Source organism: Gardnerella massiliensis, assembly GCF_003408845.1.
GTDB lineage: Bacteria > Actinomycetota > Actinomycetes > Actinomycetales > Bifidobacteriaceae > Bifidobacterium > Bifidobacterium vaginale_H.
In genome coordinates, this window is record NZ_LRTV01000009.1 from 32,318 (window position 1) to 59,142 (window position 26,825).

The 26,825-nt window shown below is 41.6% G+C and carries 20 protein-coding genes; 10 read left to right on the forward strand and 10 right to left on the reverse strand.

The features are described 5' to 3' along the window. Positions 1-60 precede the first annotated feature (60 nt). The 5 genes from AXE77_RS05240 to trxB all read left to right on the forward strand — a co-directional run bounded on the left by AXE77_RS05240 (position 61) and on the right by trxB (position 8,384). The gene (locus AXE77_RS05240) at positions 61-837 is read left to right on the forward strand and encodes an NUDIX hydrolase (protein ID WP_116712486.1); all 777 of its coding nucleotides are present in this window, start codon (positions 61-63) and stop codon (positions 835-837) included. Beyond that, complete coding sequence (locus AXE77_RS05245; protein ID WP_116712444.1) at positions 788-3,133, forward strand: DUF6049 family protein; 2,346 nt, start codon at positions 788-790, stop codon at positions 3,131-3,133. The genes AXE77_RS05240 and AXE77_RS05245 overlap by 50 nt, the downstream gene beginning before the upstream one ends. Continuing rightward, on the forward strand, positions 3,130-4,914 hold the full coding sequence (gene murJ / locus AXE77_RS05250) for a murein biosynthesis integral membrane protein MurJ (RefSeq protein WP_116712445.1): 1,785 nt from the start codon (positions 3,130-3,132) through the stop codon (positions 4,912-4,914). Before AXE77_RS05245 ends, murJ begins: the two co-directional genes overlap by 4 nt. Positions 4,915-5,049: 135 nt before the next feature. Then, on the forward strand, positions 5,050-7,293 hold the full coding sequence (locus tag AXE77_RS05255; protein WP_116712446.1) for a protein kinase family protein: 2,244 nt from the start codon (positions 5,050-5,052) through the stop codon (positions 7,291-7,293). A gap of 149 nt (positions 7,294-7,442) precedes the next feature. Further along, the gene (gene trxB, locus AXE77_RS05260; RefSeq protein ID WP_116712447.1) at positions 7,443-8,384 is read left to right on the forward strand and encodes a thioredoxin-disulfide reductase; all 942 of its coding nucleotides are present in this window, start codon (positions 7,443-7,445) and stop codon (positions 8,382-8,384) included. A 288-nt stretch (positions 8,385-8,672) separates the two neighbouring features. Here trxB and AXE77_RS06885 read toward each other — a convergent pair whose 3' ends face one another. The 10 genes from AXE77_RS06885 to rpmH form a co-directional block, all read right to left on the reverse strand. Next, complete coding sequence (locus AXE77_RS06885) at positions 8,673-10,511, reverse strand: leucine-rich repeat domain-containing protein (protein ID WP_116712448.1); 1,839 nt, start codon at positions 10,509-10,511, stop codon at positions 8,673-8,675. 456 nt (positions 10,512-10,967) lie between these two features. Beyond that, on the reverse strand, positions 10,968-12,608 hold the full coding sequence (locus AXE77_RS05270) for a hypothetical protein (protein WP_240612661.1): 1,641 nt from the start codon (positions 12,606-12,608) through the stop codon (positions 10,968-10,970). A 356-nt stretch (positions 12,609-12,964) separates the two neighbouring features. Then, positions 12,965-14,347, reverse strand: a complete 1,383-nt coding sequence (locus AXE77_RS05275; protein ID WP_116712449.1) for a ParB/RepB/Spo0J family partition protein — start codon at positions 14,345-14,347, stop codon at positions 12,965-12,967. After that, complete coding sequence (locus AXE77_RS05280; protein WP_116712450.1) at positions 14,344-15,318, reverse strand: ParA family protein; 975 nt, start codon at positions 15,316-15,318, stop codon at positions 14,344-14,346. The genes AXE77_RS05275 and AXE77_RS05280 overlap by 4 nt, the downstream gene beginning before the upstream one ends. A gap of 183 nt (positions 15,319-15,501) precedes the next feature. Then, the gene (gene rsmG / locus AXE77_RS05285; RefSeq protein WP_165846084.1) at positions 15,502-16,212 is read right to left on the reverse strand and encodes a 16S rRNA (guanine(527)-N(7))-methyltransferase RsmG; all 711 of its coding nucleotides are present in this window, start codon (positions 16,210-16,212) and stop codon (positions 15,502-15,504) included. A 161-nt stretch (positions 16,213-16,373) separates the two neighbouring features. Continuing rightward, positions 16,374-16,931, reverse strand: coding sequence for a Jag family protein (locus tag AXE77_RS05290; protein ID WP_116712451.1), 558 nt, complete (start codon positions 16,929-16,931; stop codon positions 16,374-16,376). A gap of 134 nt (positions 16,932-17,065) precedes the next feature. Then, on the reverse strand, positions 17,066-18,079 hold the full coding sequence (yidC, locus tag AXE77_RS05295; RefSeq protein WP_116712452.1) for a membrane protein insertase YidC: 1,014 nt from the start codon (positions 18,077-18,079) through the stop codon (positions 17,066-17,068). Then, positions 18,079-18,399 carry a membrane protein insertion efficiency factor YidD gene (gene yidD, locus AXE77_RS05300; RefSeq protein WP_116712489.1) on the reverse strand — a complete coding sequence of 107 codons (321 nt, stop codon included), beginning with the start codon at positions 18,397-18,399 and terminating at the stop codon, positions 18,079-18,081. Before yidD ends, yidC begins: the two co-directional genes overlap by 1 nt. Positions 18,400-18,443: 44 nt before the next feature. Further along, positions 18,444-18,935 (reverse strand): ribonuclease P protein component, encoded by a 492-nt coding sequence (gene rnpA / locus AXE77_RS05305; RefSeq protein WP_116712453.1) that lies wholly within the window; start codon positions 18,933-18,935, stop codon positions 18,444-18,446. 21 nt (positions 18,936-18,956) lie between these two features. Further along, complete coding sequence (rpmH, locus tag AXE77_RS05310; protein WP_116712454.1) at positions 18,957-19,091, reverse strand: 50S ribosomal protein L34; 135 nt, start codon at positions 19,089-19,091, stop codon at positions 18,957-18,959. A 390-nt stretch (positions 19,092-19,481) separates the two neighbouring features. On the opposite strand from rpmH, the gene dnaA reads away from it, so the two are divergent. The 5 genes from dnaA to gyrB all read left to right on the forward strand — a co-directional run bounded on the left by dnaA (position 19,482) and on the right by gyrB (position 26,756). Continuing rightward, entirely contained in the window at positions 19,482-21,113 is a 1,632-nt protein-coding gene (dnaA, locus tag AXE77_RS05315; protein ID WP_116712455.1) for a chromosomal replication initiator protein DnaA, read from the forward strand. 441 nt (positions 21,114-21,554) lie between these two features. Further along, positions 21,555-22,679, forward strand: a complete 1,125-nt coding sequence (dnaN, locus tag AXE77_RS05320) for a DNA polymerase III subunit beta (protein WP_116712456.1) — start codon at positions 21,555-21,557, stop codon at positions 22,677-22,679. A 149-nt stretch (positions 22,680-22,828) separates the two neighbouring features. Then, on the forward strand, positions 22,829-24,055 hold the full coding sequence (gene recF, locus AXE77_RS05325) for a DNA replication/repair protein RecF (protein ID WP_116712457.1): 1,227 nt from the start codon (positions 22,829-22,831) through the stop codon (positions 24,053-24,055). Further along, a complete protein-coding gene (locus tag AXE77_RS05330) occupies positions 24,052-24,516 on the forward strand; it encodes a DciA family protein (protein WP_116712458.1) in 465 nt (154 codons plus the stop codon). Before recF ends, AXE77_RS05330 begins: the two co-directional genes overlap by 4 nt. Before the next feature lie 164 nt (positions 24,517-24,680). Beyond that, entirely contained in the window at positions 24,681-26,756 is a 2,076-nt protein-coding gene (gyrB, locus tag AXE77_RS05335) for a DNA topoisomerase (ATP-hydrolyzing) subunit B (protein ID WP_116712459.1), read from the forward strand. The last annotated feature ends 69 nt before the right edge of the window (positions 26,757-26,825 follow it).

Genomic DNA, 26,825 nt, shown 5'->3' on the forward strand with positions numbered 1-26,825 from the left:
CTATCTATATTCCAGCATACCGTTACCCCAATGCACAGCGGATTGAGTAAGGTGGAGTGTATGGTTACTCCTGCAGATTTACGACGTATGCTCGCCAAGCTTGCGGATAATCATACCCAAAATGAGCCTCACCATTCTTTTACTCCACTTGATTTCGCTAAAATTACGCGAGGAAAAACTTGCGAACGGAATGAAGAAGAAACGCAAATTTTCGTTGATATTCCAATACTTTCAGCAGGTGAGCAGGGGTCTCAAGAACCGGTAATCACCACGGAAGAACTACCGAAAAATTCAACCGTTGCCGGCGCTTCTCCAGCGCTCATGCCACAGCGTAGACTTACGGATACACCCGCAACTTTCGCTTCCTTAGACGCTCAAGATTTGCCAATTATTCGCGAATATTCTGCCGGCGGCCTCGTGTTCGATTCACTCGGGCGTGTCGCAATTATTGCTCGTCATTCCAGAAGTGGACATCTCGAATGGTGCTTACCTAAGGGGCATATTGAGAAAGGCGAGACCCCTCAACAAACTGCCGTGCGCGAAATTCACGAAGAAACCGGCATCGTAGGCGAAGTCGTAGATTCTATCGCTACTATCGACTATTGGTTTACTGGCACAACACATCGCGTACACAAATTGGTACACCATTTTGCACTACGCTACGTAAGCGGCAATCTTTCCGTATTAGGCGACCCAGATCATGAAGCAGAAGATGCAATATGGGTGAGCTTCAAGGAATTAAATGCTATATTGAGTTATCCAAACGAACGCAAAGTTGCATGGTTATATGCAAAAAAAGCACACAGGCGGTCTCACAGTGACGAATCTCACGCGTAAGCACCAAACCAACCAATATCCGCAATCTTTGAGCCGCACAGCACGTTTCTCGCTAACTAGCGTTTTGTACACGCTCGTTAAGAAAGCACGTTTTGTTGTTGCTTTACTCACCATTGTTTCCCTCAGCTTACTCGTGAGCTGCGCTCCAGGACTTGAATCGCTAGGACTAGTTGGTTTAGCGCACGCAAAAACTGCCACAATAGCAGCACCTGCACGTTATTCGTCAAACAATCACGCGCCAACACAGAAACAGCGCACGGCACCATATGAAAACCCACGCAGCAAAGGAATTTCGCTCAGCATACTACAAGCAACCCCTGTAGTAAGCGATACCAGCGGATACCATATCACTATTAATCTTCAGGCAACTAACACTGCACTTCCCGAAGGCACGGTGCAAGTTGCCATAAACGCTGGGTACACGTTTGTTTCACGCACAGACATGCAAAATTGGGCGCAAGGACAGTCTCGCATACCAACGCTGCAAATCTTAGGCTCAGTTAAAACTAGCTCCCTTGCTGCAGGTACAAGCACAAAAGTACAATTTGACATTCCTGCCGACAATCCAGCATTAAAATCAATTTGGCATTGGGGACCAAAACCGCTCTCCATTACTTACTACTCTCAAAACTATTCACGATACAAATCAATATCGTCTTTCCTGACGCGCTCCAACGTTGGACTTCACGCAACCGACGCTCCAACCATGAAACTTACTGCGGTTATGCCAATGCTGACACAAACACAATACTCTATAAAATCTGATATTCCACAGCACATCTACAATATCGATTCGTTGCTGCAAACAAGCAAAAATAACACCCATCACATCCTTCAACAAGCCGATTTAGCTAACAAACACGCAAAATTACAGACAATTGCAGATAGCAACACACTCCAAGCAGCACGATTACTATTCCTTCCATCCGCTTATATGCAACGAGCCGGGTTTGATATTAGCGCCTACGCCGACGAGCATAATCGAGAAGCGTACAGTTCTGCAGGCATTGCCCAATCCGTATGGTCAGCAAAAAATTCTCAAGCAATAGTAAAAAACACAAACAACGAGACTGCACCACAATCTTACGCCTGGCAAACCGGCGGACGCTGGACACTCGAAGCGCTTGAGCAAGCAAAACGCAACGGTTACGATACCGTTCTTTCCACAGACGAATTTGATTCCAGCGCCTCACAATTTGCGTTGAGAAACGGCATATACGATATTGAAACCCCTGCCGGAAATGTGCGCGTGCTAGCTTCACAAGCGGTACTGAGCACCCTCGCGAACGGCAATCCTACCGATAACGAAGCAGTAGGCGAGCACACCCGAGCAGGCCGCATTAACCGACTTGTTGCACAAAGCGCGTTCTACCATATGGAGCAACCGTACTTGCCGCGCCATATTCTCGTAACTTTTTCCCAACATACCAGCGTCAGTGATATTGATGCCACTATGAGCGCTTTAGAACAGTCCCCTTGGCTTTCGCTCAGCGACTTGAAATCTATGGCACAAACGCAGCAAGAAACCCTGCCTTATTGGAAACGCAACAATATTATGCGATCCATTCCTCACAGCAGCGCAATAAGTGCGGCAACCGCTCAAACGCGACGAAAAGCGCTAAACGATTTATCGCACCATAGGAACAATACGCTACGCTTCGTCAACCATATTCTCGATTACCGGGCTGCGACCAAAGCAATCACTACCGAAGGCGACGCCCAAGCGCTTGCTAAACAAACGGCACAAACACGAAGCGTACTAAACGTAAAAATTTGGAAAAAATACGTATTACACTTATACGACTCAATCGCCCTACACGATTTGGTAAACAGATCCATTCAAAAATCAACAGAAAGCACATCAACTCGCTTCACTCGCGCGCTTCTTTCCGGCATACGTATTATTGCACCTCACGATATTACAGCAGTGAGCGAAACAGCAAGCATGCCGGTTACTATTAGCAACAATTACCGATATCCCGTCCAAGTGTATTTGTCTGCTGACACGCACGCTATGGAAATTGTCACCAATCGTAAAACCTTAGTAAATATTCCGGCAAATAGTGAAACGCAAGTTACGTTGCCGCTTCGTATTACTACTTCAACGCACACCAAAGTGACGTTTGTACTAGAAGACAGGCAGCATCACGCATTCTCTCAGCCGCAAGGCACACTTATTACCAGTACGCTGCAAATTAATGACAAAAGCGGTACGATTATTATAATATTCGCTTTCATGCTTGGGTTGCTTGGTCTTTGGAGGCAATTCCACCGTAAAAAGGATCCGGACGAATGAGCTCAATCGGTCGCAATTCTATGATTATGGCCAGCGGAACGGCGGCATCGCGCATCACCGGCCAAATACGCACTATTCTTCTTGCTGCAGCTCTTGGCACGACTGGCTTGGCAGCAAACGCATACCAAGCCGGCTCCATGATTCCTCAGCTTATTTACACGCTCGTTTCCGGCGGCATTTTTAATGCTGTGTTGGTACCACAAATAGTGCGTACTTTGGAAAAGAAAAATGCTGAAGACCGCTTAAATAAGCTTATTACTTTCGCAATTGTGCTACTTGCGGCCATCACTATTCTTATGGCTGCAGCAACGCCGCTACTTACTATTCTGTACGCCGGCGGCAGCGCTCAAATGCAATCTCTTACTTATGCTTTTACGTTATGGTGCATGCCGCAAATCTTTTTCTACGGACTTTATACGGTTCTTGGACAGGTACTTGCAGCTAAAGGTCGTTTCGCAATGTACGCATGGAGCTCAGTTGCGGCGAATATTATCAGCTGCTGCGGCTTTGGCGTATTTATACTGCTTTTTGGAAAAGCAAATAGGGAACCACTTGGGTTTTGGAATGGCACCTCTTTGCTTCTTACCGCAGGATTTTGGACGCTTGGTGTTGCTGCGCAGGCGTTGGTGTTGTTCTGGCCTTTGATGAAAAGCGGCATACATTACAAACCAAGCTGGGGTATACGAGATATTGGCTTGCGTTCTATGGGTCCAGTCGCCGCGTGGAGTGCCGGTATCGTAGCAATTACGCAGATTATTGTGATGATTAATACGCATATTACTACCAGCGTTCCTTTGGTTGCGGAACAAACTTTAGGCTTGGACCAGTTTGAAGTAGCTGGCAACGCAACCTACCAAAATGCGTACACTATATTTCTACTTCCTTACTCTTTGGTTGCGGTATCGGTTGCGACAGCCATGTTCCCTAAGATTTCCCGGGCTGTGGCCTCACACGATCTCCGCGTCGCACGCAACGACTTAAGTCGTGCACTGCGTCACGTTAGCCTTATTACCTGCTTTTTTGCTGTTGTTTTTATTGTTATTCCAATGCCTATTTCTTTAGCCCTCATTCCTTCTATTAGCCTTCAGGAAGCTGATTTGATGGCTGCACCACTTATGATGCTCGCTTTTGGATTGCCGCTTACTAGCAGCTACCTGATTATTCAACGCACCTTTTTTGCTTTTGAAGATGGGAAGCGACCTTTTATTTTTGCGTTCGCGCAGCTTGCTACTGAACTTATTGCTTTCGTTTCTTGCGTCAAGTTTTTGCCGGCAACTTACTGGGTTACTGCGTTGGGTGCTTGCGTTTCCATGAGTTTCTTCCTCACGTTCCCTTCGTTGGTTAGAATGTTACGTCATCGTTTTCATAATGATTTGGACGATCGTCGTCTCATAGTTTCACACGCAAAAATTGTTGCAGCTTCGCTGATTGCTATCATCGTGGGATTGATAGTACGTGATCCGTTGGTAAAAGTTTTGTGCCTTAACGATCCTGCTACGCATGGGGTTGCACGTTGGCTTCATGCCGTAATCGTTTGCGCAATAGTTACTATTGTTGCTGCAGTTGCGTATATAGTGATTTTGGTTTTGTTAAAAACAAGCGAACTTGTGGACTTGTCGGCTCCGCTGGTACGTAAAATCGCGCAGAAAATTCCGGCTTTGACACCACTATCTGAGCATCTTTCGCAAATTAGTGATCTTGCGCAACATGACGAACAGCATAGCGATGCCGAGAGCCGCGCACCTAGAAAAGTGCGTTCTCACTCGTCAATTAGTGAGTAAGAGTTTTAATTTTGGAAATTATTACAATATAAGCAAAATTTACGGTACATAACATGCCATTTCATCGGTACAATGAGATGGTAGTAAGAAATATTTTGTCACCTATTTACTTGTGCGTAGGAAGATGAGGAATACATGGAACCTCGCTTGGGAGATATTGTGCTGAATCGATACGTATTGGTATCCCTTTTGCGCAATGAAGCAGGCTTGCAAGTGTGGCAGGCTAATGACCGCATACTTACGCAAGATTGCCAACTTTTTATTGTACGCGACTCACGTTTCCTGCCGGAAGTTAATACTATTGCTTCTACGCTCGCGCTTTCTCATAACCGTAAATTTACGCAAGTGCTACAGTTACAGCACCACGATAATATTGCGATTATTATTACTTCACTTGACCGCGGTGTTACGCTCGACGACTATCTAGCGAAAAAAGATGCACCATTAAGCAATGAAGCAGTGCGCACAATTGTTGCGGAAACAGCCCAGGCTTTAAGTAGACTGCTTGCTAATAATATTACGCATCACGCCATCGCTAGTGACACCGTGCGAATTACTCCAACTGGTATAGAACTTGCTGACACTCCGGTAAGCCCTCTATTAGAGGATAGGACGCAGTTGGAAGACGAAAAGCACCCTCCACGGATGCATGATGCTGAACATACGGCTACTCGCCAACTCGCTTCGCTGCTGTATGCTTTGCTCACTAGAACTTCTTCTCGTGTACAAGCTCGTTTTGATGCGGCTATGCTGCCAGATAATACTCCTTCAGAATTTAGGATGATTTGTACACGCAGCTTATCTAACCACAAAGACGGCAATGGTAGCAATGTGGTTCCTATGGCTTCTATTGCTGAACTTACCGCTCTTTTGGGCTCTTACACGCCGTTATCTCGACTTACTAAGCAAGATATTGATCTCGATGGGAAAACGAGCGCAGCTTCTATTAGTAACGTTCGTTTGCGTCATACGGAAGATGCTTTTCTGTTACCGTTGCCGGAGGATCTCACCCAAAGTGAGGAACAGTTTGAAGCACAACTTATTCAGCAGAGCAATATACATAGCGACGACGTTACTGCTACCTCTGAGTCGAGTTCGCTTACGGCACTTGCGACTGGTACAGGAAGTTCCGCTAAGTTAAGTAATAGCATTAAGAATGCTGGCAAAACGCTTGGCTCGCTTCTTAAACGTAACAGCGCCAACGCTAAAAGTGATGACAATAACGGATTCGAGGACGACAGCAATACTAATACCGACATTGATTTCCATGATATTGCTGCAGCTGAAATGGCGAATATTCTTGCTCCTACTGAGCTTGATACGGGTGATGCTATATTCCCAACTTTATCGTCTTCGTATAAGCATTTTCCGGATCCAGCGACCTCGCGGAACGTTCTTGACCATGCTAGTAACTCTGAGAATCAATCGGCACAAAGTAGCATAAGTGAAACGGGTGTTACAGGAACGTTTGATTTTGAACATTTGCTTGCCGAAAATGCACAACACACAACGTTGCTGTCTCGTCCGCAAAACTTGACGTCAGAAGGTGAGTCCACAGGCCGAGTTCCTGTAGTTGATACCCATGGCAGGTTTATAGCTCCTGGCGAAGAATCGGCGCGCGCGCTTCAAGATGAACGCAATAATGACGACAACGATTCTCTTGCTAATAACGCACCTTCACTGCCACCAAGTTTCCAACCTCGCGAACAGGCTGCCGCATCACAAAAACAAAAATCTCGAAATAATAATGCTATTGCAGACGCGAAGATTTGGTGGGGTCTTTCAACAAAAGTTATCGCTATTGGCGCGGTATTTTTGCTGCTTGTAGCTGGTTTAGCGTTAGCATTGCACGGCTTGTTTGGCACACACGAAAATACAGACGGTTTCGGAAATAACGAAACGTGGGATAGTACCAATGTTGAAAATGTGCCGTTTGGTAGTCAAGGAGTTCTTCCGCAAGAAAAGCAGTCAACTAAGAAGAATGCCGGACGCAAGCAAACTGGACGCAAGCAGGTTCGCGCTGTGCCAAAACCTAAGATGCCAACGAATACGGTTGCTTATAAGGCTGACCGTTACCAATTCTTGAGTTTCCCAGCGCAGCAGAATGGCTACGGCTATTACATTCATTTAACCGAGCCACAACCGGTGTATCGTCTTGTAATTTCGATTCGCACTTCAGGTGGCCATGCTTATTTGATTGCGAACGCTACGAATGATCCTACTAAAGGCACACAAGTAGCAGAATTTACATTCGACGAAAGCGGCACTACTGACGTAAAGTTGAAGAAGATTGTGAAATCGCAAGACTTTATGCTGTGGGTTCCAAAAGATAGCATGCCGAATAATAGTCTTTATATTAATTCTATTAAGCTGTACTAGCACTAATGGCACAGTTGGCTGGCTCACAGTATGGTTAGTAGGTTAGTTGATTTGTTAGTTAGTTAGTTAGTTAATTAATTAGTTAACCAATTAGTTATTTAATTGGCTAATTAGTTGATTGGTTAATAGTAGTTTAGGGGTAACAATTTATGGAAAATCAGACGCGCAAAGTAATTATTATCGGCTCCGGCCCCGCAGGATACACTGCCGCAATATACCTGGGCCGAGCAGGATATCGACCACTTGTTATTGCCGGCGCACTCACTCCTGGTGGACAACTTATGAATACCACCGAAGTGGAGAATTATCCAGGATTCCCCGATGGTATTTTAGGCCCTGATCTAATGGAAGGTATGCAGCGTCAGGCCGAAAAATTTGGAGCGGAAATTCTTTTAGACGACGTTACTTCTGTAGACTTTAACGGCCCGGTAAAACGCGTAACTGTAGACGAGGGTGTAACTTACGAAGCTGAGGCTGTTATCGTCTCTACAGGCTCACAGGTACGCAAATTGGGCGTGCCTGGTGAGCAGGAGTATTCTGGACGAGGCGTATCCTATTGTGCAACATGCGACGGTTTCTTCTTCCGAGGGAAGCCGATTACTGTTGTTGGCGGCGGAGATTCTGCTTTTGAAGAAGCACAATTCCTTACACGTTTTGGCTCGTCTGTGACTTTAATTCACCGACGCAATGAGTTCCGCGCTTCAAAAATTATGGTTGATCGCGCAAAAGAAAACAAAAAAATTAAGTTCTTGACGAGTAGCGTAGTTGACGCTGTACACGGCAACGACACAGAGGCTACTTCAATTACCGTTCGCAATGTTACTACGGGGGAGACGCAGGAAGTTGAATCTGCTGGATTGTTTGTCGCTATCGGACACACTCCTGCAACGAAATTCCTTAACGGCGCACTGAATCTTAACGAAGATGGCACTATTGTAGTGGACGGCGCTTCGACGCGCACGTCTGTTGAGGGCGTATTTGCGTGCGGAGATGTAGTTGACAGCGTGTACCGTCAAGCTATTTCCGCAGCTGGTATGGGCTGCCGTGCCGCTCTTGATGCGCAAGATTATCTTAATGAAAAAGAAAATTAAGAAAGAAAATTAAGAGTTGCTTAAGTAGGTGCAAACCGCTGATAAATCTCATAATGTAGCATATATCGCGCAAAGTTTACGCTTGCTCGCTGCTCTTTAGCATTTAAATACATATAACAATCGGCTGGGATTGTTCCACGTGAAACAGAGAAAAATACCGTACTTTTCTATATCTTCCGCTAATTTCACGTAAAACTTACCCAGCCGAAATATCACAATATTAATTTATAAAACTACACAGCTAACTATAAATTAGCCGATAGTATTGTAGTTGCTTTGTCACCTACACTACATAGCAGCTGGTTCTGCAGCTGGCTCTGCATTAGAAACTGCATCCGCAGTTACAGGCTCAACCTGATTAGAATCTAAGGAATTATGCGCAGAAACATCAACATCATAAAAATCACCGATGTCATTGCTGAAATCAGCTAGATTATCTAACTCCGCAATATCAAAATCATCAAAATTCGAATCAAAAGACATGAATTTATCATCGAAATTAACTGCAGATTGCGGATTATCATCGCCATAATCCGAAGAAGAATCATCATACAATAAACCTGGATCACTCAAATCCAAATCAAAATCAAAATCATCAAAATCAGCTGCAAATTGTTGATTATCATCGCCATAATCCGAAGAAGAATCATCATACAATAAACCTGGATCACTCAAATCCAAATCAAAATCAAAATCATCAAAATCAGCTGCAAATTGCGGATTATCATCGCCATAATCCGAAGAAGAATCCTTAGAAGAATCCTTTGCATCTTCTGGCTCTTTTATGTCTACAGTACTGGTATTTGCATCACCATGATTATCTGCTGGCTCAATATCTTTGTCATCATTAGAATCTGGCTCAATATGTTTGACATCATTAAAATCTGGATCACAACCTTGCGAACACCAAGTTGTGGAATATGAAATATCAATCTTTTTATCGCCTCTTTCCTGTTTTAACTTTTTGATAACATCACTGTCTTTTAACTTAGCGCTAACTACTAACACCGCATTCCCAGGCAAACTCTTTAATGGAGAATAATCGCCAATTTTATCGCAACAAGTAATATCTAAGTAGCTAAGATACGGAATCTGCTTTATTGTGCTTATATCTTTCACAATCGAATCAGAAATATCAAGGAAAGTAAGATTTTTTAGATTACCCAAAGGAGATATGTCAGAAACATTATGAATTTGCATCTCCAGTTTTTTTAACTTTGTAAGTCCCTTGAGAGCATCGACGCTAGTAGCCTTATTAGTAACAACATGCAAATTAGTGACGTCAGTGAGATTCTTCAAAGGAGAAAGATCAGGAGCATCCCAAATATATAACCATAAATCTTTTAACTTTGTAAGTCCTTTGAGAGCATCAATGTTAGTAGCAGCACTGCTATAAATACCCAAGTCTGTTAGATTGGTGAGATTCTTCAAAGGAGAAAGATCAGAAACACTAGATGCATGTAATACCAAATGCTCTAACTTCGTAAGCCCCTTAATAGCATCAAGACTCTTCAAATAATTAGCATCAATATCTAAATCAGTAAGATTGGCGAATCTTTCCAAAGGAGATAAATCAGGATCCCCAGAAACTCTCACAGATAAAGTCGTTAGATTTTTTGTTACACCCTTCAAAGAAGAAAAATCGCAAGTTTTTGTACTGTTGCGAATCATAATATACAATTTTGTTAAATTCTGCAGCTTTGCTAATGGCGAAAAATCAAAACCTACATCTCCAGTTAAGTGAAGATCTTGAACATTTGAAAAATATTGAAGATCAGAAAGATCTGAAACATTTTTATCTGAAGATTGAGGATCAACGTCAACACCTTCAGGTTTATTGTATGAATATCCTAAATCAAGAAATACAGGATATACCATTTTTTTAGCATCAGCATAAGTAATATCAGTGGCATCTTTACCAATTACTTGGTAATCTTTCAAAGCACCAAGTATGTTCTTCTTAAAAATTTCATTCTTAAAGTGAATAACATCGTTGTCATTATGCTCTGCAGAAGTACTCGTAGTATTTGAAGCAGCAAAAGCGGTCTGAGGAACAACAGCGAAAGCAAATCCACTCAGCAATGTTGCCCCAGCGGCAAATGCGGCAATAGCCTTCTTGGTTAACATATCTTTCCCTTTCTTAATATCTCATACGCAAACGCATAAGCAACTACCTACAAATTTATTGTGAAATATGCACTAACCTGAATAATTTTGCGAGCAGCGCTTCGACTAGCATAAGCACACTACCTACAGAAATCAAGGTATTCAATGGATATTGCACATACATTTCATTACTCACACAATGTCACATACAAAATGCCCAATGAATAAAACCATGGCCATACGTGAAAGCAAATTCACATTAATAAAAATACCAACAACGGCCCAACCGTAATTCCTAATATATAACAATCGGCTGGGATTGTTCCACGTGAAACAGAGAAAAATACCGTACTTTTCTATATCTTCCGCTAATTTCACGTACAACTTACCCAGCCGAAATATCACAATATTAATTTATAAAACTACACAGCTAACTATAAATTAGCCGATAGTATTGCAGTTGCTTTGTCACCTACACTACATAGCAGCTGGTTCTGCAGCTGAATCTGCAACTGGCTCTGCATTAGAAACTGCATCCGCAGTAGTTTCCGTATCAACATCGCCTAAGTCGTCAAGGTCACCTAAGTCATCCAAATTGAGGTCACCTAAGTCACCAAGATCACCCAAGTCGTCAAGGTCACCAAAGTCACCAAAGTCGCCTAGGTCTCCAAGATCACCCAAGTCGTCAAAGTCACCAAAGTCACTAAAGTCACCAAAGTCGTCGCCGGCAACATTATCATTATTGTCAGCCTCAGGAAGTGCATCACTCTCACCAGTTGGCGTAACTTCAGGCTCTTGAACATCTTCAGCAGCTACACCTTCATCAGGATTACCCTTCGGATAATTATCATAAAAATGCCCACCATCTGGAAGCGTCTTAAACGAAGGAACTAACTTCTCTTGGGAATGCCTTAACAAACCATTTTCATCGCGCCATTCAGCCCACACAGTAAAGCCCTTAGCGCCAACCTGTGGAATAAGCGAACCCTCAGGTACTCTGTTGGACAACAGATTGTCAACAGTTGTCTGAGTTCGAGAAATATCGTCACTTATCACTTCGCCGTTGGGAGATTCTACAGTAGACATAGGGCCAAACTGAGCATAGAAAGGCAACACCTGCTTAGTCGTATTACCATATACGGCACCTGGAAGTAACTCAGCAAAGGTCACCGTAGTATTGTTCTTACCAACGTTGGCCTGCAGATTTTCCTTAACAGCAGTACCCTCGAAGCAATAAGAGCGCTCAACAGCATCTTCTGTTGTAGCCTCTTCCTTAGCAGCCTCTTCTGCATTCTGTTCAGAAGTTGCATATTTTTTCAGAGCGCCTTTTTCGTATGGAACTTCATCCATGCGAATATTCGTAAGATAAGCCTTTTCTTCGGCATTTAACGGGAAAAATGACCAATCTACTCCAATACCAAATCCCGAAGGTTCCATATTCTTATACCAGTATGCGAACATTTTCAGGTCTTTTACGGAACTATTTGGATGCACATTGTATTCGACATCCACGTTTGCAGAATATTTTCCAATATTACTGACGGATACTTCGTTGATATCGACAGTACTTCCGTCACGCCACGTGGAACAATTAGCGTAAGGAGTTCCCGTCAGCCCTGCGCAAAAATCACCTTTGGTTGGGATTACAAATAATGGAGACTTGCGAGGTGTGCCACCAGAAATTATAGCAGCGAAACCCGAATCGCCGTCTCCTGGATAACTACTTAACGATTTTACAAATTCGTCGCTTAATGCGAAAGTTTCAGTAGGGTTGGCTTCGTCCACAGTCCAAGCATTGTTAACGACGTTAACAGGCGCAATATAGAATGTACCTGTGTTATTATCACCGTGAACAACCGTATGACCTTTTGGAATTTCTATATTATGATCATTTCGATAAAATATAGCTTGAACTTTGCCGGTTTCTTCAGCTTTTTCATGAGCAGCATGAATAGCCTGTAAGTACAGTTTTTTATTCTCTGTGTTTAAAGCTTCAGCAACAGACCAAGATTCAGGAGAATACTCCGGTTCATCAGCGTATGCAGAACCAGCAAGTGCCATTCCTCCGGCTAATGTTGCTGCTGCAACAATAGCAGCACACCACTTTTTGTTCATCATTATTTTCCTCTCTCGATACATATTAAAATATGAATCTTGCATAGAAATATAGATACACGCCTGCCATACGCAATGTAATAAGTCGCGTAACTACTATTGAAAACAATACTCCCGTATTCAGCTATGGGAAACACCAGAATGCAAAAATCCGATTTACATATAGCACGCGTTATTAATATCTTAATTGCGTAACTTTAGTCACACTGAGAAACTGCGCTGCTGCTAAGAAGCGGTACAAATCTGTAAGTTTTGTGTAGTTCTAAAGACTGGTGTCCAAAATCTAAAAAACACAATACTAAAACATAGCCAGAAACACAATCCGTTGTAATTGCTAGCGCCTGCGCATATCTCACTTATTACTGCTGCTTTTCAGCTACTAACAAATCCACTATGCGCTGCATTTCTTCCGGAGAAGAGAACACAATTTCTATTCGACCGTGATTTTCTGTACCTTTAATTGAAACTTTAGTTGCAAAACGCTGCTCAAGTTGTTGGCGAATTGGCGAAGCAGCCCACTTATTATTACGCCTATTGCGAGCGTGAACTATGCCGTCAGATTCATGCTTAGTTTTAAGCGACACAATTTCTTCAGTACTTCTAACTGATAATCCCTCAGCAATAATTCGATTGGCAAGAGCTTCCATATCTTCTGGCTTTTCCAAACCAAGCAAAGCGCGAGCATGTCCGGCAGAAAGCACGCCTGATGCTACATGTTTTTGTACACTTGCAGGAAGATTTAGAAGTCGCAAAGTATTTGCAATTTGTGGACGAGATTTCGACACAGATTGCGAAAGCTGTATTTGTGTCAAACCAAAATCGTCAATCATTTGCGAATAAGCCGCAGCTTCTTCCAGAGGATTCAAGGCCACGCGATGTAGATTTTCGAGCAATGCATCGCGTAGCATATTTTCGTCAGAAGTCGTGCGCACAATTGCTGGCACAGTATCGAGACCTGCAATCTGCGAAGCACGCCACCTGCGTTCTCCCATAATAAGTTCGTAGTGTGCAATCTGCTTATCGTTCTTATCGGCACCTTCGATTGGTCTAACAACTATAGGCTGTAAGACACCCACTTCTTTAATAGAAGACGCAAGTTCGCACAGCTCATCTTCATCAAAAATAGTTCGTGGCTGTTGAGCATTAGGTACAATATCTAAAGGTTTTAGATATGCTAAATATCCACCTTTTACTGGCTGCAGCGGTTGAGTTTTTGCAGTTTGTTGCGTTTCCTCAACGTTTGTAGTATTTGCAGTTTTTACATTGCTGTCACCAGATTTACGATCCGTATTTTCATGCGAAGTAAGGGGTGATGTCTGCGTCGTGGTTTCGTTGAAGAAGAAATCGATTGGGCGTGTGACATCTTCAAGAGAGGGCATGGTTGAACGCTTACGAGCGTGTTTGTTACCCTGCGCTAACGGTAAAGTTTCACGTGAAACGGCTTGTGATTCCTTATTTTTGTTATCTACATAATTTGCATGAGGAGCTATTGCATCGCTTATGCTGGGCACTTTAGTTTGCGTTTTTAATTGTTGGTTTGTTTCATGTGAAACACTATTTGCAGAAGTAACAACATTGCTAGATGTTTCATGTGAAACAGTCGCCTTTGTTGTTTCATGTGAAACAATATTTTTGTTATCATCTAGTTTATCGTCAAACTGCTCAGTTAAGGCACCCTCACCAGGCAAAGCTGGGAATAAAGCTCCTAAACCTTTCCCCAAACGAGATTTATTTCCGCTCATCGTCCACTCTCCTCTTCATTTGCGCTACGCAACGCCTCTTGTTTTGATGAAATAACAGCCAGTACAGTTTGCGAACGTTTTGCTATTTCCAACGCAGCCTCGCGATACGATATTGCACCAGCACCGTGCGGATCATACGTAATAACGCTCTGATTAAAGCTAGGCGCCTCAGGAATTTTTACTGTACGCGGAATAGTAGTATCGAGAACAATGTTAGGATAATGGTTTTTTACTTCTTGGAATACTTCTCGCCCTAGAAGCGTTCGCTTGTCAAACATAGTTACCAACATGGTTGATACTACCAAAATTGGATTGTAGTGTTGCTGTACCAAACCGATTGTTCTTATAAGCTGTCCTAAACCTTCTAGTGCATAATATTCAGCTTGAATAGGTATAAGCATTTCACGAGCGGCACACATAGCGTTAATTACAAGTAATCCCAAGGAAGGTGGGCAATCTATAAAGACATAATCGTAATGATTTTCACATTGATTAAGATATTCTTGAAGAGCATCTTTCAATAGATTGTTACGATTATCCATATCAGCAAGTTCTAATTCTGCACCGCTTAAATCAATTGAGGCAGGAACTACATCAAGATTTTCAATGTCAGGGCAAGCTAACTTAACTTCAGCAATACCTTTTCTACCTTCAATAACGTCATATACTGAAGGATCGCCGGAAGCGTGTGGCACATTAAATGCGGTAGAAGCATTACCCTGTGGATCCATATCAATAACGAGAACATGAGATCCACTAATCGCCATTGCTGCAGCAAGATTAACGGCAGAACTTGTTTTACCTACGCCACCCTTCTGATTAGCAACAGCAATAAAACGAGTTTGATCAGGATGTGGATATTTCACACTGTCAAGCGCGTGATAACGAGATGTTAAATCTGCTAATTCAATGCCTAACGAAGACTTCGAATCCCCAAAAATACGTTGAATTGTTTCAGCAGCCGATTCCACAACGTATCACCCCCGCTCAACTATGAAGAGACCAAAAAATACAATACCGTGTCTCAAGTTTCCTTGTTTCTATGGACATAAAAACGCAAAATCGCTTAATGTTTCACATGAAACAATGTAACAGTTTAATTGATTTTATTTGCTTATTAACGTTGCTTTTTTTGCTTGCGCAATTTTAAAAAATCAAGCTTTGTCTACAATTACAACAGTAGTCGGTTGCAAGCCAGGAGCCACAGGCGCTTCAAGAACTCGAGGCTTTACACCACCAGCTTTGCGAATCATCTTTGCAGCTTTTTCTATCTCTGCTTGAGCAGATTTTCCTTTAAGAGCAACCAGTCGACCGTGTTCGCGCAACAATGGTATCGTCCACCCTGCCAATTTTGTCATAGGGGCCACAGCTCTGCACGTTACGGCATCAAAAGCATTTATCTCGTGAGATTTAATTTTCTCAATAACTTCGTCTGATCTTCCATGAAAAATAGTTACGTTTTTTAATCCCATAAGGGCAACACATTCTTGAAGCCATGTTACACGACGTTCCATTGGCTCAATTAATGTCACATCGCTTTCTGGTAAACAAGCAGCCAGTACTAATCCAGGGAAGCCGCCACCGCTACCAACATCGGCAACTCTTTTACTTTTACTACCAGAAATAGTTTCACGAATAAATGGCACAACGGCAGCAGAATTTAATATGTGTCGCTCCCACAAAATTCCCATATCTCGCGGTCCAACCAGCCCACGCAACAAACCTTCTTTTTGTAGTTTCACGTGAAACAGCTCGCACTGGCTAAGAGCATTTCCAAGAATATCAGCTAAAAGTGGGGAATTTTCCAATTCATCAACTACATTTTGCATACTTTCTGTCGCTTGAGTAGATTGAATATTTTCCATATTGTCCCGCGCTTTGTTGATTTTCAGATTCATTTTTTAGTACATCACAAACAGATAAAAGTAACATAATTAAACAAAATTTGTTCAACTATGTTACTTTATCTTATTGGATAATTTTATTTTTTCTCGATTTTAGACAACACTAAGAGGTGTAGCATTAATTATTCTTCTACATACCCATCGTCTGCAGAAACATCTTCAGCATCGTCAACCATATTTTCGTCTGCACTGGCAGGCAAATACACCGTCACATAACGATGTGGCTCCTCACCATGCGAACGAGAACGCAAGCCCTCATCGCGCACAGTATCGTGAATAACCTTACGCTCAAACGAATTCATAGGCTTCAAAGATACAGATTCACCAGTTTCACGAACTTCATCAACAGCATCCAATGCAATATCGCGTAAATGCTGACGCTTACGCTTTAAGAACCCGTCAACATCAACAATAAGATGCGAACGATCACCAGTTTTCTGCTGAATAGCAAGACGACTCAGCTGTTGCAAAGCATCAACCACTTCGCCCTCGCGACCAATCAAATGCTTGATATCAGTATCGTCATCAGCAACAATTTGAATCATTGGACGGTTATTGCGCACTCCCATCTCAATATCGCCTTCATAATCGGCAATATCAAGCAAACCTTCCAAATAATCGGCAGCGATATCAGCTTCTTCATTGAGCTGATCCACTGTCTTCTTCTCATCTTGTATCATTACCTACTCCTTATCGTGATACAAATTCACGTTACACAATTCTGAAGTCTAGTTTAGCGGATAATAAAGCCAAGTTAACAACCTATTTTCAGGCTTTCGCACCGGCTTTGTTGATTTATGTAATATAGCTATTACTACCGCTTTGTCACCTTACGCTTACGTTGTGGTTGCTTACGTTGGAATCCTTCAGTTTCCCTACGCTCAGCCTCTTCGCGGGCTTGTTGGAGCTTTTCTTCTTCAATAGAAGGCAATCCTTCACGTTCGCGACGAGCTGTTTCTCTCTTATAATCTCGCTCTTCTTTTTCCTCAGCTGCAGGAGAGCCAGGAGTTGGGAAGGCATATACCTGCCAAATAGAGCGAAGCATATTCATAATGTTGTTTACAAGCCAATAAACAAGCATTGCAAATGGAAGAGCGAATGCAGAGAAAACATAGATTAACGGGAATCCCCACATCATGAGCTTTTGCATCGTATATTGGCTGCCCTGCTTAGATTCTGGAGGCAGATTCTTACGAATATTGTTAAACTGCATGTACCACATTGCAGCACACATGAGTATTACAACGATAACAATAACAACTTTCCCTAATGCCCCAACCGTCATAAATGTGTCAGCAACACCTACGCCAAACACGTGCGTTTTAATAAATTGTTGTGCTGTAGCAATATCAAAAGCTCCAAGAGCGGCATGCTTTCCACGAGCAATGAACGGAATCACAGAAAGCGTATACCAAATACTCATAAACGCTGGACCTTGAATCATCATAGGAAGGCAGCTTCCAGCAGGATTTGCGTTGTTATCTTGGTACAGTTTCATCATTTCTCGCTGCATTGCTTCTTTGCTTGCAGCATCATTTTTGCCCTTATACTTTTGCTGAATCTTCTTCATTTTAGGGGCAATTGCCTGCATATTACGCATGCCCTTAATGCTTTTTATAAAGGCAGGGAAGATGCAGGCATGAACAACCAGCACCAAAAACACTATCGAAAGAACCCAAGAGAAACCAATTTCATTCATCCCGAGCATAGTTAGGAATTTGTGGAACAAGTACATAACTTGAGTCATAAGCCACTCAACTGGCGTAAGGATTTTGTAGAACCATCCCCAGGGTCCGCTATCAAGTAAGAAGTGATCTTGATTAAACATTAGTTTTCCTTGTCTTCTTCAGCCAAGGGAGTTAACCGAGGCTCTTCATGCGCTTTAGACCAAGCACAACGATAAAAAATTGAATAAATATGTGGCACGTCGTCAATACTGCAACTAGTCCACGGTCTGCAGCGAAGTAGTCGCAACGCCGCCAGAATACCACCTTTTACTGCTCCAAACCTTGTAACGGCTTCAATAGCGTAACGCGAACAAGTAGGATAGTAGCGGCAGCAAGCTGGTCTTTTGGCAGAAATCACGCGCTGATACCAACGAATTGCTGTAATCATTGTACTCGCTGCAAAACTTTCCTTATTTCGCATAATAATAACCACTTTCTCTCTCTAAGTAATATATACTCACTTACTTAATTTTGATTATTTTCATGCGATTCACAACCTTGAGCAGGCTGCAACACTTCACTAATTTTTTCAAATAGCTTTCGAATTTGTTTTTGCAGTGAATCAAATGAAGCTTTAGCTGCAGTCGGCTTAGCTCGTAGTACAACATCGCAGCCCGCAGGCAACAAAAATTCGCATTCGCGAGTAATAGCCCTTAAACGACGCTTCACTTTATTACGAATTACAGCTTTTCCTACTGATTTAGATACAGCAAGGCCTAACCTCTTGGCAACCTCAGTATTGTGAGCTTGTTTTAAGGTATCAGAAAATGCCGCGGGAATACTACTTTCAAAACCCGTGGCAACACTTTCTAGACCTGCACTTCTACCTTCGTTAAGCGCGTTCGGTACGGCTATATCGTCACGCATCACATAATGCGCGACGATATCCCGCGAACTCACTTTGCGTCGTTTCCTAAGTACCGTAACAAAATCACGGTGGCTTTTCAGCCTTTCCATACCTGACGACGCTACCTTAGCTCAGGCAGACAGCGACTTACGGCCCTTGGCGCGACGACGATTAATAACGGCGCGACCAGAACGCGTACGCATGCGAACGCGGAAGCCGTGCTTCATGTGACGACGACGGTTATTCGGCTGGAATGTCCTCTTCATAACTAATGCTCCTGTATTCAGCCATGCAAAAGCATGGCCCCGTATGAGTCAAGCTCTACTAAAATACTCTTACCCCTCACCAAGAGTCAAAACTTCACATTTTTTGTGCTTATTGGGTGAATGTCATACAGATAACAAAAATTATTTTGTTCACATTTTCATCACATTTTTAATATAGCCAAAAACGTTGAAATATAGCCAAAACTACACTTCTAACTTATCCACAAATTACACACATGTTATTCACATTTAAGTAATTTCAACACGCTAGACTGTGGATAACTTCGTAGGGTCGGTGTAAAGATAGCTTACTGATACTTTTACACACGCGTGCGCGTATAAAAATCATATTTATTCTCATGTGTGTACGTTAACCTTTTGGGGGGTGACATGGCTGATACATTAGGCGACCCTGCAGCACAAGCTGCTCTTGTTTGGTCTAATACGCTTACTGTTTTGCAGCACAATGCCCTGTTAACTGCACGAGATAAGGGTTGGTTTGAAAGCGTCGAACCAGAGGCAATTTTTGGGACAACTATCGTTTTATGTGTTCCTAATGCTCAAGCGCAGCTTGCATTACAGAATGAACTTAATTCTCCGCTGCTGACTGCTTTGAAAATTTGCACAGGCAAGGATATGTTCCCTGCTTTCAAAATAGTTCCACAAACGCATAATAACGAGCAAAATGCGGCTGATACACGCCCTACTGTGGCGCCTCAGCCGAAACAAACGGCATCAATCAATACAACTTCCCCAGCTCCTCTATCTCATAATTCAGCTTCTACTAACTCGATGGAAGCTGACAGAAAATCTGAAGATTCACTTAATACTTTACATTCGGCGACAATGCCTTCGCAGCCGGATTTTGACAATGCCACTGGTCTTTCCACTCTGCAACAAACTCGTATGCCATCTACTTCGGCACAGGTTTCTCAACAAAAAATGCCTGTTTCCGTGCAAAGAGATTCTGTTACGCATTTAAATACTTGTGCAACTTTCGATACGTTTGTGCCTGGAGATTCAAACCGTTTTGCAAGAACTGTAGCTCTTGCTGTTGCTGAAGGATCTGGCCGCGACTTTAATCCGTTATGTATTTATGGCGGTTCTGGGCTTGGTAAAACCCATTTGCTTAATGCTATTGGTAATTATGCTTTGGTTAAGGATGCTTCTCTTAAAGTGCGTTATGTCACCAGTGAGGAGTTTACCAATGAGTTTATTGAAGCTCTACAGACGCCAAATCAAAGTCAAGGTCAAATTGCTGACTTTAACAGGCGTTACCGTGAAGTTGATGTACTTCTCATTGATGATATTCAATTCCTCGGTGGTAAGGAAGCAACACTAGAACAGTTCTTCCATACTTTTAATGCCTTGTATCAGGCCAATAAACGTATTGTTATTGCTTCTGATGTTGCTCCAAAAAATCTTAAGGGATTTGAAGCTCGTTTAATTTCCAGGTTTGAATCTGGTCTTACCGTTGATATTAAACCACCAGATTTAGAGACGCGTATCGCAATTTTACGTATGATGGCTTCTATGAACCATTGCAACGTTCCGAGTGATGTACTTGATTTGATTGCCGAACGCTTTACAGAGAATATTCGTGAGCTTGAAGGTGCGTTAACTCGCGTTACCGCTGTTGCTTCCTTAAGTAATCAGCCGGTGAGTAAGGCTTTGGCGGAACAGGCGTTGCAGGATTTCTTTGCAACTGATATTGAAGTTCGACCATCCGATATTATTAGTCAAGTTGCGCAATATTTCCACATGACTTTTGATGAACTTGTTGGTCGCCAACGTACAAAAAATGTTGCACTTGCACGTCAAATTGCTATGTATCTTGCTCGTGAAATGACAAGTATGAGCTTGGTTGATATTGGCGAGGTTTTTGGCGGTCGAGATCATACCACCGTTATGCACGCTTATACTCGTGTTAGTGGTGAGATGCAAGAAAAGCAGGAAATTTATAATTACGTTATGGAATTAACAGTTCGTTTGAAGCAAAATCCTACCGAGCATAGGAAGTAGTATAAAAAATATTTGCTTTTCCACCATGTTATTCTTTAATTGTTCATAGAAAATAAAGAAAGTTATCCACATACTTAATCACAAATGTGGGTAAAACCTGAGCATAACTCGTGGAAAACGCCGTTTTAAAATGTTAGTAAGTCGTGTATAAGCACGATTCAACTGTTAACAACTCAAAAAATAGCTAACGCTGTGGATAAGTCGACTACTTGTGCACACTGTTGTTCGAACACTATACACAATTTTCTCGTGTGCATAACCTTTTTATTTCGCGCTTTTACAGCACTTTTCCACATATTAACCACGCTTATTATGCCTATTACTTTATTTACTTACTTATTAGTAGAAATAATTAAGACTTTTTCCACTTTCTTTTTTCACTTAGCAAAGTAGGCGCAACATACGATAGAATAATTGCAGACTTTACAGAAAAGAGGACGTATGAAAGTAGAAGTTAATTCTGCATCTTTCGCTGACGCTGTAGCTTGGACAACACGCGTTATCGATGCAAGACCAGCTAATCCTATCCTTGCAGGCTTAAAAATTGAAGCAACAAATGGTACCTTACAACTTTCTGCATTTAACTATCAGATTTCCAGTTGTCACCACATTGAAGCTGGCATTGATGAAGAAGGTAGCGTTCTTGTTTTAGGCAAATTAATGGCAGATATTACTAAATCTCTTCCAGCAGAAAATACTTATCTAAGTTCTAAAGAAAATACTTTGACCATTACTTCTGGAAAATCAACTTTTACTCTGCAACTAATGCCACTCGGTGAATATCCTAATTTGCCTGATCTTCCTAGCAAATTAGGACAAGTTGATGCTCCAACTTTTATGCAAGCTGTTAACCAAGCCTCTGTTTCTGTTTCACGAGAAGAAAATAGGCCTGTACTGACTGGTATTCGCATGCAATTTGATGACGATACCGTAACTATGACTTCTACTGACCGTTTCCGCTTGTCTCGTTCTAATTTCAAATGGACTCCTGAACATGAAAATATTCACGCAACAACTCTTGTTCGTGGATCTTTACTTCGTGACATTGCTCGTTCTTTTGATGACCACCAAAATGTTCTTGTTTACTTTAATGAAGAAGAACCAACATTACTTGGTTTTGAAAACTCTGGACGAACCAGCACATCACAACTAATTGATGGCGAATTTCCTTCAGTAGACAGACTTTTTGTCGATGAATATCCTATTCACGCTGTTATTGACAGACAAGCATTAATTAACGCTATCAAACGAGTATCTTTGGTTGCTGAACGTAATGCTCCTATTCGCATGGTCTTTTCTAATCAAGAACTCACATTAAGTGCTGGTACTGCCGATGAATCTCAAGCAAATGAAGTTCTCGATATTGATATGGATGGAGAAGACATTACCGTAGCATTTAATCCAATGTACTTAGTGGAAGGATTAAGCGCTATTAGTGAACCTTTCGTTCATATGAAAATGGCAACAGCAGTAAAACCTGTCGAATTTAATGGTCAACAAGAATCTGATGGTGACGAATCTCTGAATTATCGTTATCTTCTTGTTCCTATGCGCTTTAATAATTAAACATTTTTGCGATATTACATTCACTATGAATTTAATATCAACACATTTTCAAAGTGAGTGTAATATCGCAATTTTTTATATATAACTACCAACGTTTAAAAATATTTAATATTATACGTTTTTCGTAAAAAGAAAGGGTAATAAAAACAGTGTTTGTTTCTCGCATTGCCCTTGATACTTTTCGTTCTTGGAAACATATTATTTGTGATTTTCAGCCTGGAATAAATATTATTCTTGGCAATAATGGTTTAGGAAAAACAAATATTGTAGAATCCTTAGAAATTGTTGGAACAGGAATAAGTCACAGAACTTCCTCAACTTTACCTCTTGTTACACGAGGTTATGAAACATCTACTATACGTATTAACGTGTGTGACAACAAAGAAGATACTACTTACGAAGTTACTCTTTCAATAAAGGGTGCCAATAGAGCGCGTATTAATTCTGGAAAATCATTATATATGAGAGAAATTGCAGGATTACTTCCCGTGGTTTCTTTCACTCCTCGAGATCAATCTCTTATTTTTGGAGATCCTAATATAAGACGTACTTTTTTAGATCAGGCGGGAACTTTATTACTTCCTAATTATGCACAGCTTATTCAAGAATTTCGTCATATTGCTAAGCAACGTGCTGCACTACTAAAAAATATTCGAGAAAATTCTTATTCTGAACGTAATATTTCACTATCTGGTTTAGAAATTTGGACTGGAAGATTTATTGAAAGTGCTATTGCTGTAACTCGTGCTCGAAATCAAGTAGTAACTATATTAAATAACTCTTTTACTCAGCTTGTTCAAAATCTTACTAATAATAGTGAAAACGCAATATTACAATATGCTCCTTCATTTGAAGAAGTATTAAAAAGTTACGATTCTCATAATGAACTTTTACAAGATATAGGTGAGCATTTTCAACGTATTTATGAGGGTGAACTTGCTAGAGGATGCAATCTTATAGGTCCTCATCGAGATGACGTCAATTTTATGCTTGATTCTATGCTTGCTAAGGATTTTGCTTCTAATGGTGAATCATGGACACTTGCTATAGCTGCAAAAATGGCACTGTGTAAAGCATTAGAAGAAAAAAATCGTGATAATCCTGTTATTATTCTTGACGATGTCTTTGCTCAGCTCGATGAACAGAGACGTCAACAAATTTTGAATTTTGCAGAACAACAAGGACAAGTTTTTATTACTACTTCCTCAATAAGCGATATACCTAACAGCATTGAAAATAGTGAGTTATGCAATCATCATATTATTGATGTTGCTGATTTAACATCCCAACAAGACGATGATATTAATTCGCTTCACACCACCATGCTAAAAGGTATATTAGCCCAACGCAGCAGTCAGGAAAATGATGCACTATGATACCTGCGTATAAGATTCTTAAGCTAGATACTCGTAAATTACCGGCATTAATATTTGAACCAATTTCTGCTAAAGCAAGAAAAAAAGAAGATCTTTCTTACCGAGCTGAGCAGGCTTGGGAAAATTTTGGTAAACCTGGGAGAGATCCTATTGAATTAGGTGGAATTTTACAAACTTTTGCTTCTAAAAATAGGTGGAATAAGCAGCTTTCTATAGCAAAATTGCGTGTTTCTTGGAATAAAGTGGTGGGAGAAGTTATTGCTCAACATTGTGAAATTAGTCAAATAAGAAATGGAACACTTATTATTCGTGCGCAATCAGCTGTTTGGGCTACACAACTTTCTTATTTACTTCCTCAATTAAAGAAAAAAATTTCTGAAAATCTTGCCGATATTGAGATTACAGAAATTAAAGTTATTGGCCCTACTACAACCGGATTAGGTGCTTGGAAAAGTAAGTAAATATTAAAAATAGTGAAAAGGCCTCTTAATGACGAGAGGTCATTATGTATGTGTAGAATGTCATGTAATATAGTTCAAGCGCTAGAATCCCCTTTTTTGTGCTTTCTGGCGTATGTTGACCTTATTAATGCCTTTTGGTGTGAAAAATGGTGAAGGGACCTAAGGTGACAAATACAGAAGATAATTCGATGGACAATACTGTCGAAGAGCATAAGCTTAATGATGCTCAACTTGATGATTCACTTGCTCCTGAACATTATGATGCTAGTGATCTTCGAGTTCTCGAAGGTTTGGAGGCTGTTCGTATTCGACCGGGTATGTACATTGGTTCTACCGGTCCTCGCGGCTTGCATCACTTAGTTTATGAGATTGTAGATAATTCTGTAGATGAAGCATTAGCTGGCTATGCTTCGCATATTGAAGTAACAATTTTGCCAGATAACGCTATTCGCGTTGTCGATGATGGCCGTGGCATACCAGTAGATGAGGTTCCAGGCGAAGGTGTTTCTGGTGTTGAAACAGTGATGACTAAGCTGCATGCTGGTGGCAAGTTTGGTGGCGGCGGCTATGCTGTTTCCGGTGGTCTTCACGGTGTTGGTATTTCTGTAGTCAACGCACTTTCTACGCGTGTGGAAATTGAAGTCCGTCGTCAAGGATTCCACTGGACACAAACGTATGTAGATCAGCATCCAACTGCTCCACTTGCCCAAGGTAAGCCAATGGAAGAAGGAGAATCTACTGGTACGTCCGTAACATTCTGGCCGGATGCAGCAATTTTTGAAACAACTACATACGATTTTGAAACATTGCGTTCTCGCTTCCAGCAGATGGCCTTCCTAAATAAAGGGTTGAAGATTTCCTTAACTGACTTACGTAAACCAGATGAAGCTGGAGACGAAGTTGCAGGAGATAATGAGTCTACTGATGAAACAAAGCATCGAAGCGTAAGCTACCAATATGAGCACGGTATTAAAGATTACGTTGATTATTTAGTTAAATCTCGTAAGGCTGTGCCGGTAGAGCAAGATGTTATTGATTTTGAAGCTGAAGATCTTGAAATTGGTATTTCAGCAGAAATTGCTATGCAGTGGACCGTTGCCTATTCAGAAGCAGTTCACACTTTTGCTAATACAATTTCAACTACTGAAGGTGGCACTCACGAAGAAGGCTTCCGTGCTGCTTTAACAACTTTAATTAATCGTTATGCTCGTGAAAAAAATATCTTAAAAGAAAAAGATACTAATCTTTCTGGTGACGATGTTCGTGAAGGTTTAACTGCGGTAGTTTCAGTAAAACTTACTACTCCACAGTTTGAAGGTCAGACTAAGACAAAACTTGGAAATTCCGAAGCTAAGACTTTCGTGCAGCGAGTTATGACAGAAAAGCTTGGAGATTGGCTCGATGCTCATCCAAGTGAAGCGAAGAATATTATTCAAAAAGCTATGGAAGCTTCTCGTGCTCGTCTGGCAGCAAAGAAAGCTCGCGAAAATACTCGTCGCAAGTCTATTTTTGAAACTGCTGGTATGCCAGATAAGCTGAAGGACTGCCAATCAAGTAATCCTGAAGAATGTGAATTATTCATCGTCGAGGGTGATTCTGCAGGTGGCTCCGCAATTCAAGGTCGAGATCCTATTACACAAGCAATTTTGCCTTTGCGCGGTAAGATTTTGAACACTGAGCGTGCATCAATAGACAGAATGATGAAGTCTGAGACTATTGAATCCTTAATCACTGCAGTTGGTGGCGGTTATGGTGAAGATTTTGATTTAAGCAAGGTCCGTTACCACAAAGTTATTATTATGGCTGATGCTGATGTTGATGGTGCTCATATTGCTACTTTGAATTTGACACTGTTCTTCCGCTACATGCGTCCTATGATTACAGCAGGATACGTTTATGTTGCTATGCCACCTTTGTACCGCTTGAAGTGGAGTAAGGGAGCACACGACTTCGTTTATACAGATGCTGAACGTGATCGCGTTCTTGCAGAAGGTAAAGCTGCTGGTCGTCAACTTCCTAAGGGTGAAGGTATTCAGCGATATAAGGGCTTGGGTGAGATGAGTTATCAGGAGTTGTGGGAAACCACTATGGATCCTGAACATCGCATTTTGAAGCAAATTCATATTGAAGATGCTGCTCGTGCTGATGAAACCTTCTCCATGCTTATGGGCGACGAAGTAGAGCCACGACGACTCTTTATTCAACGAAATGCTCATGATGCACGATTTATTGATGCTTAAGTATGAGATTTATTCTTAGAAAATATAGCCAGATAGAACGTTAAACGTATAAAAATACAAAGGAATTGC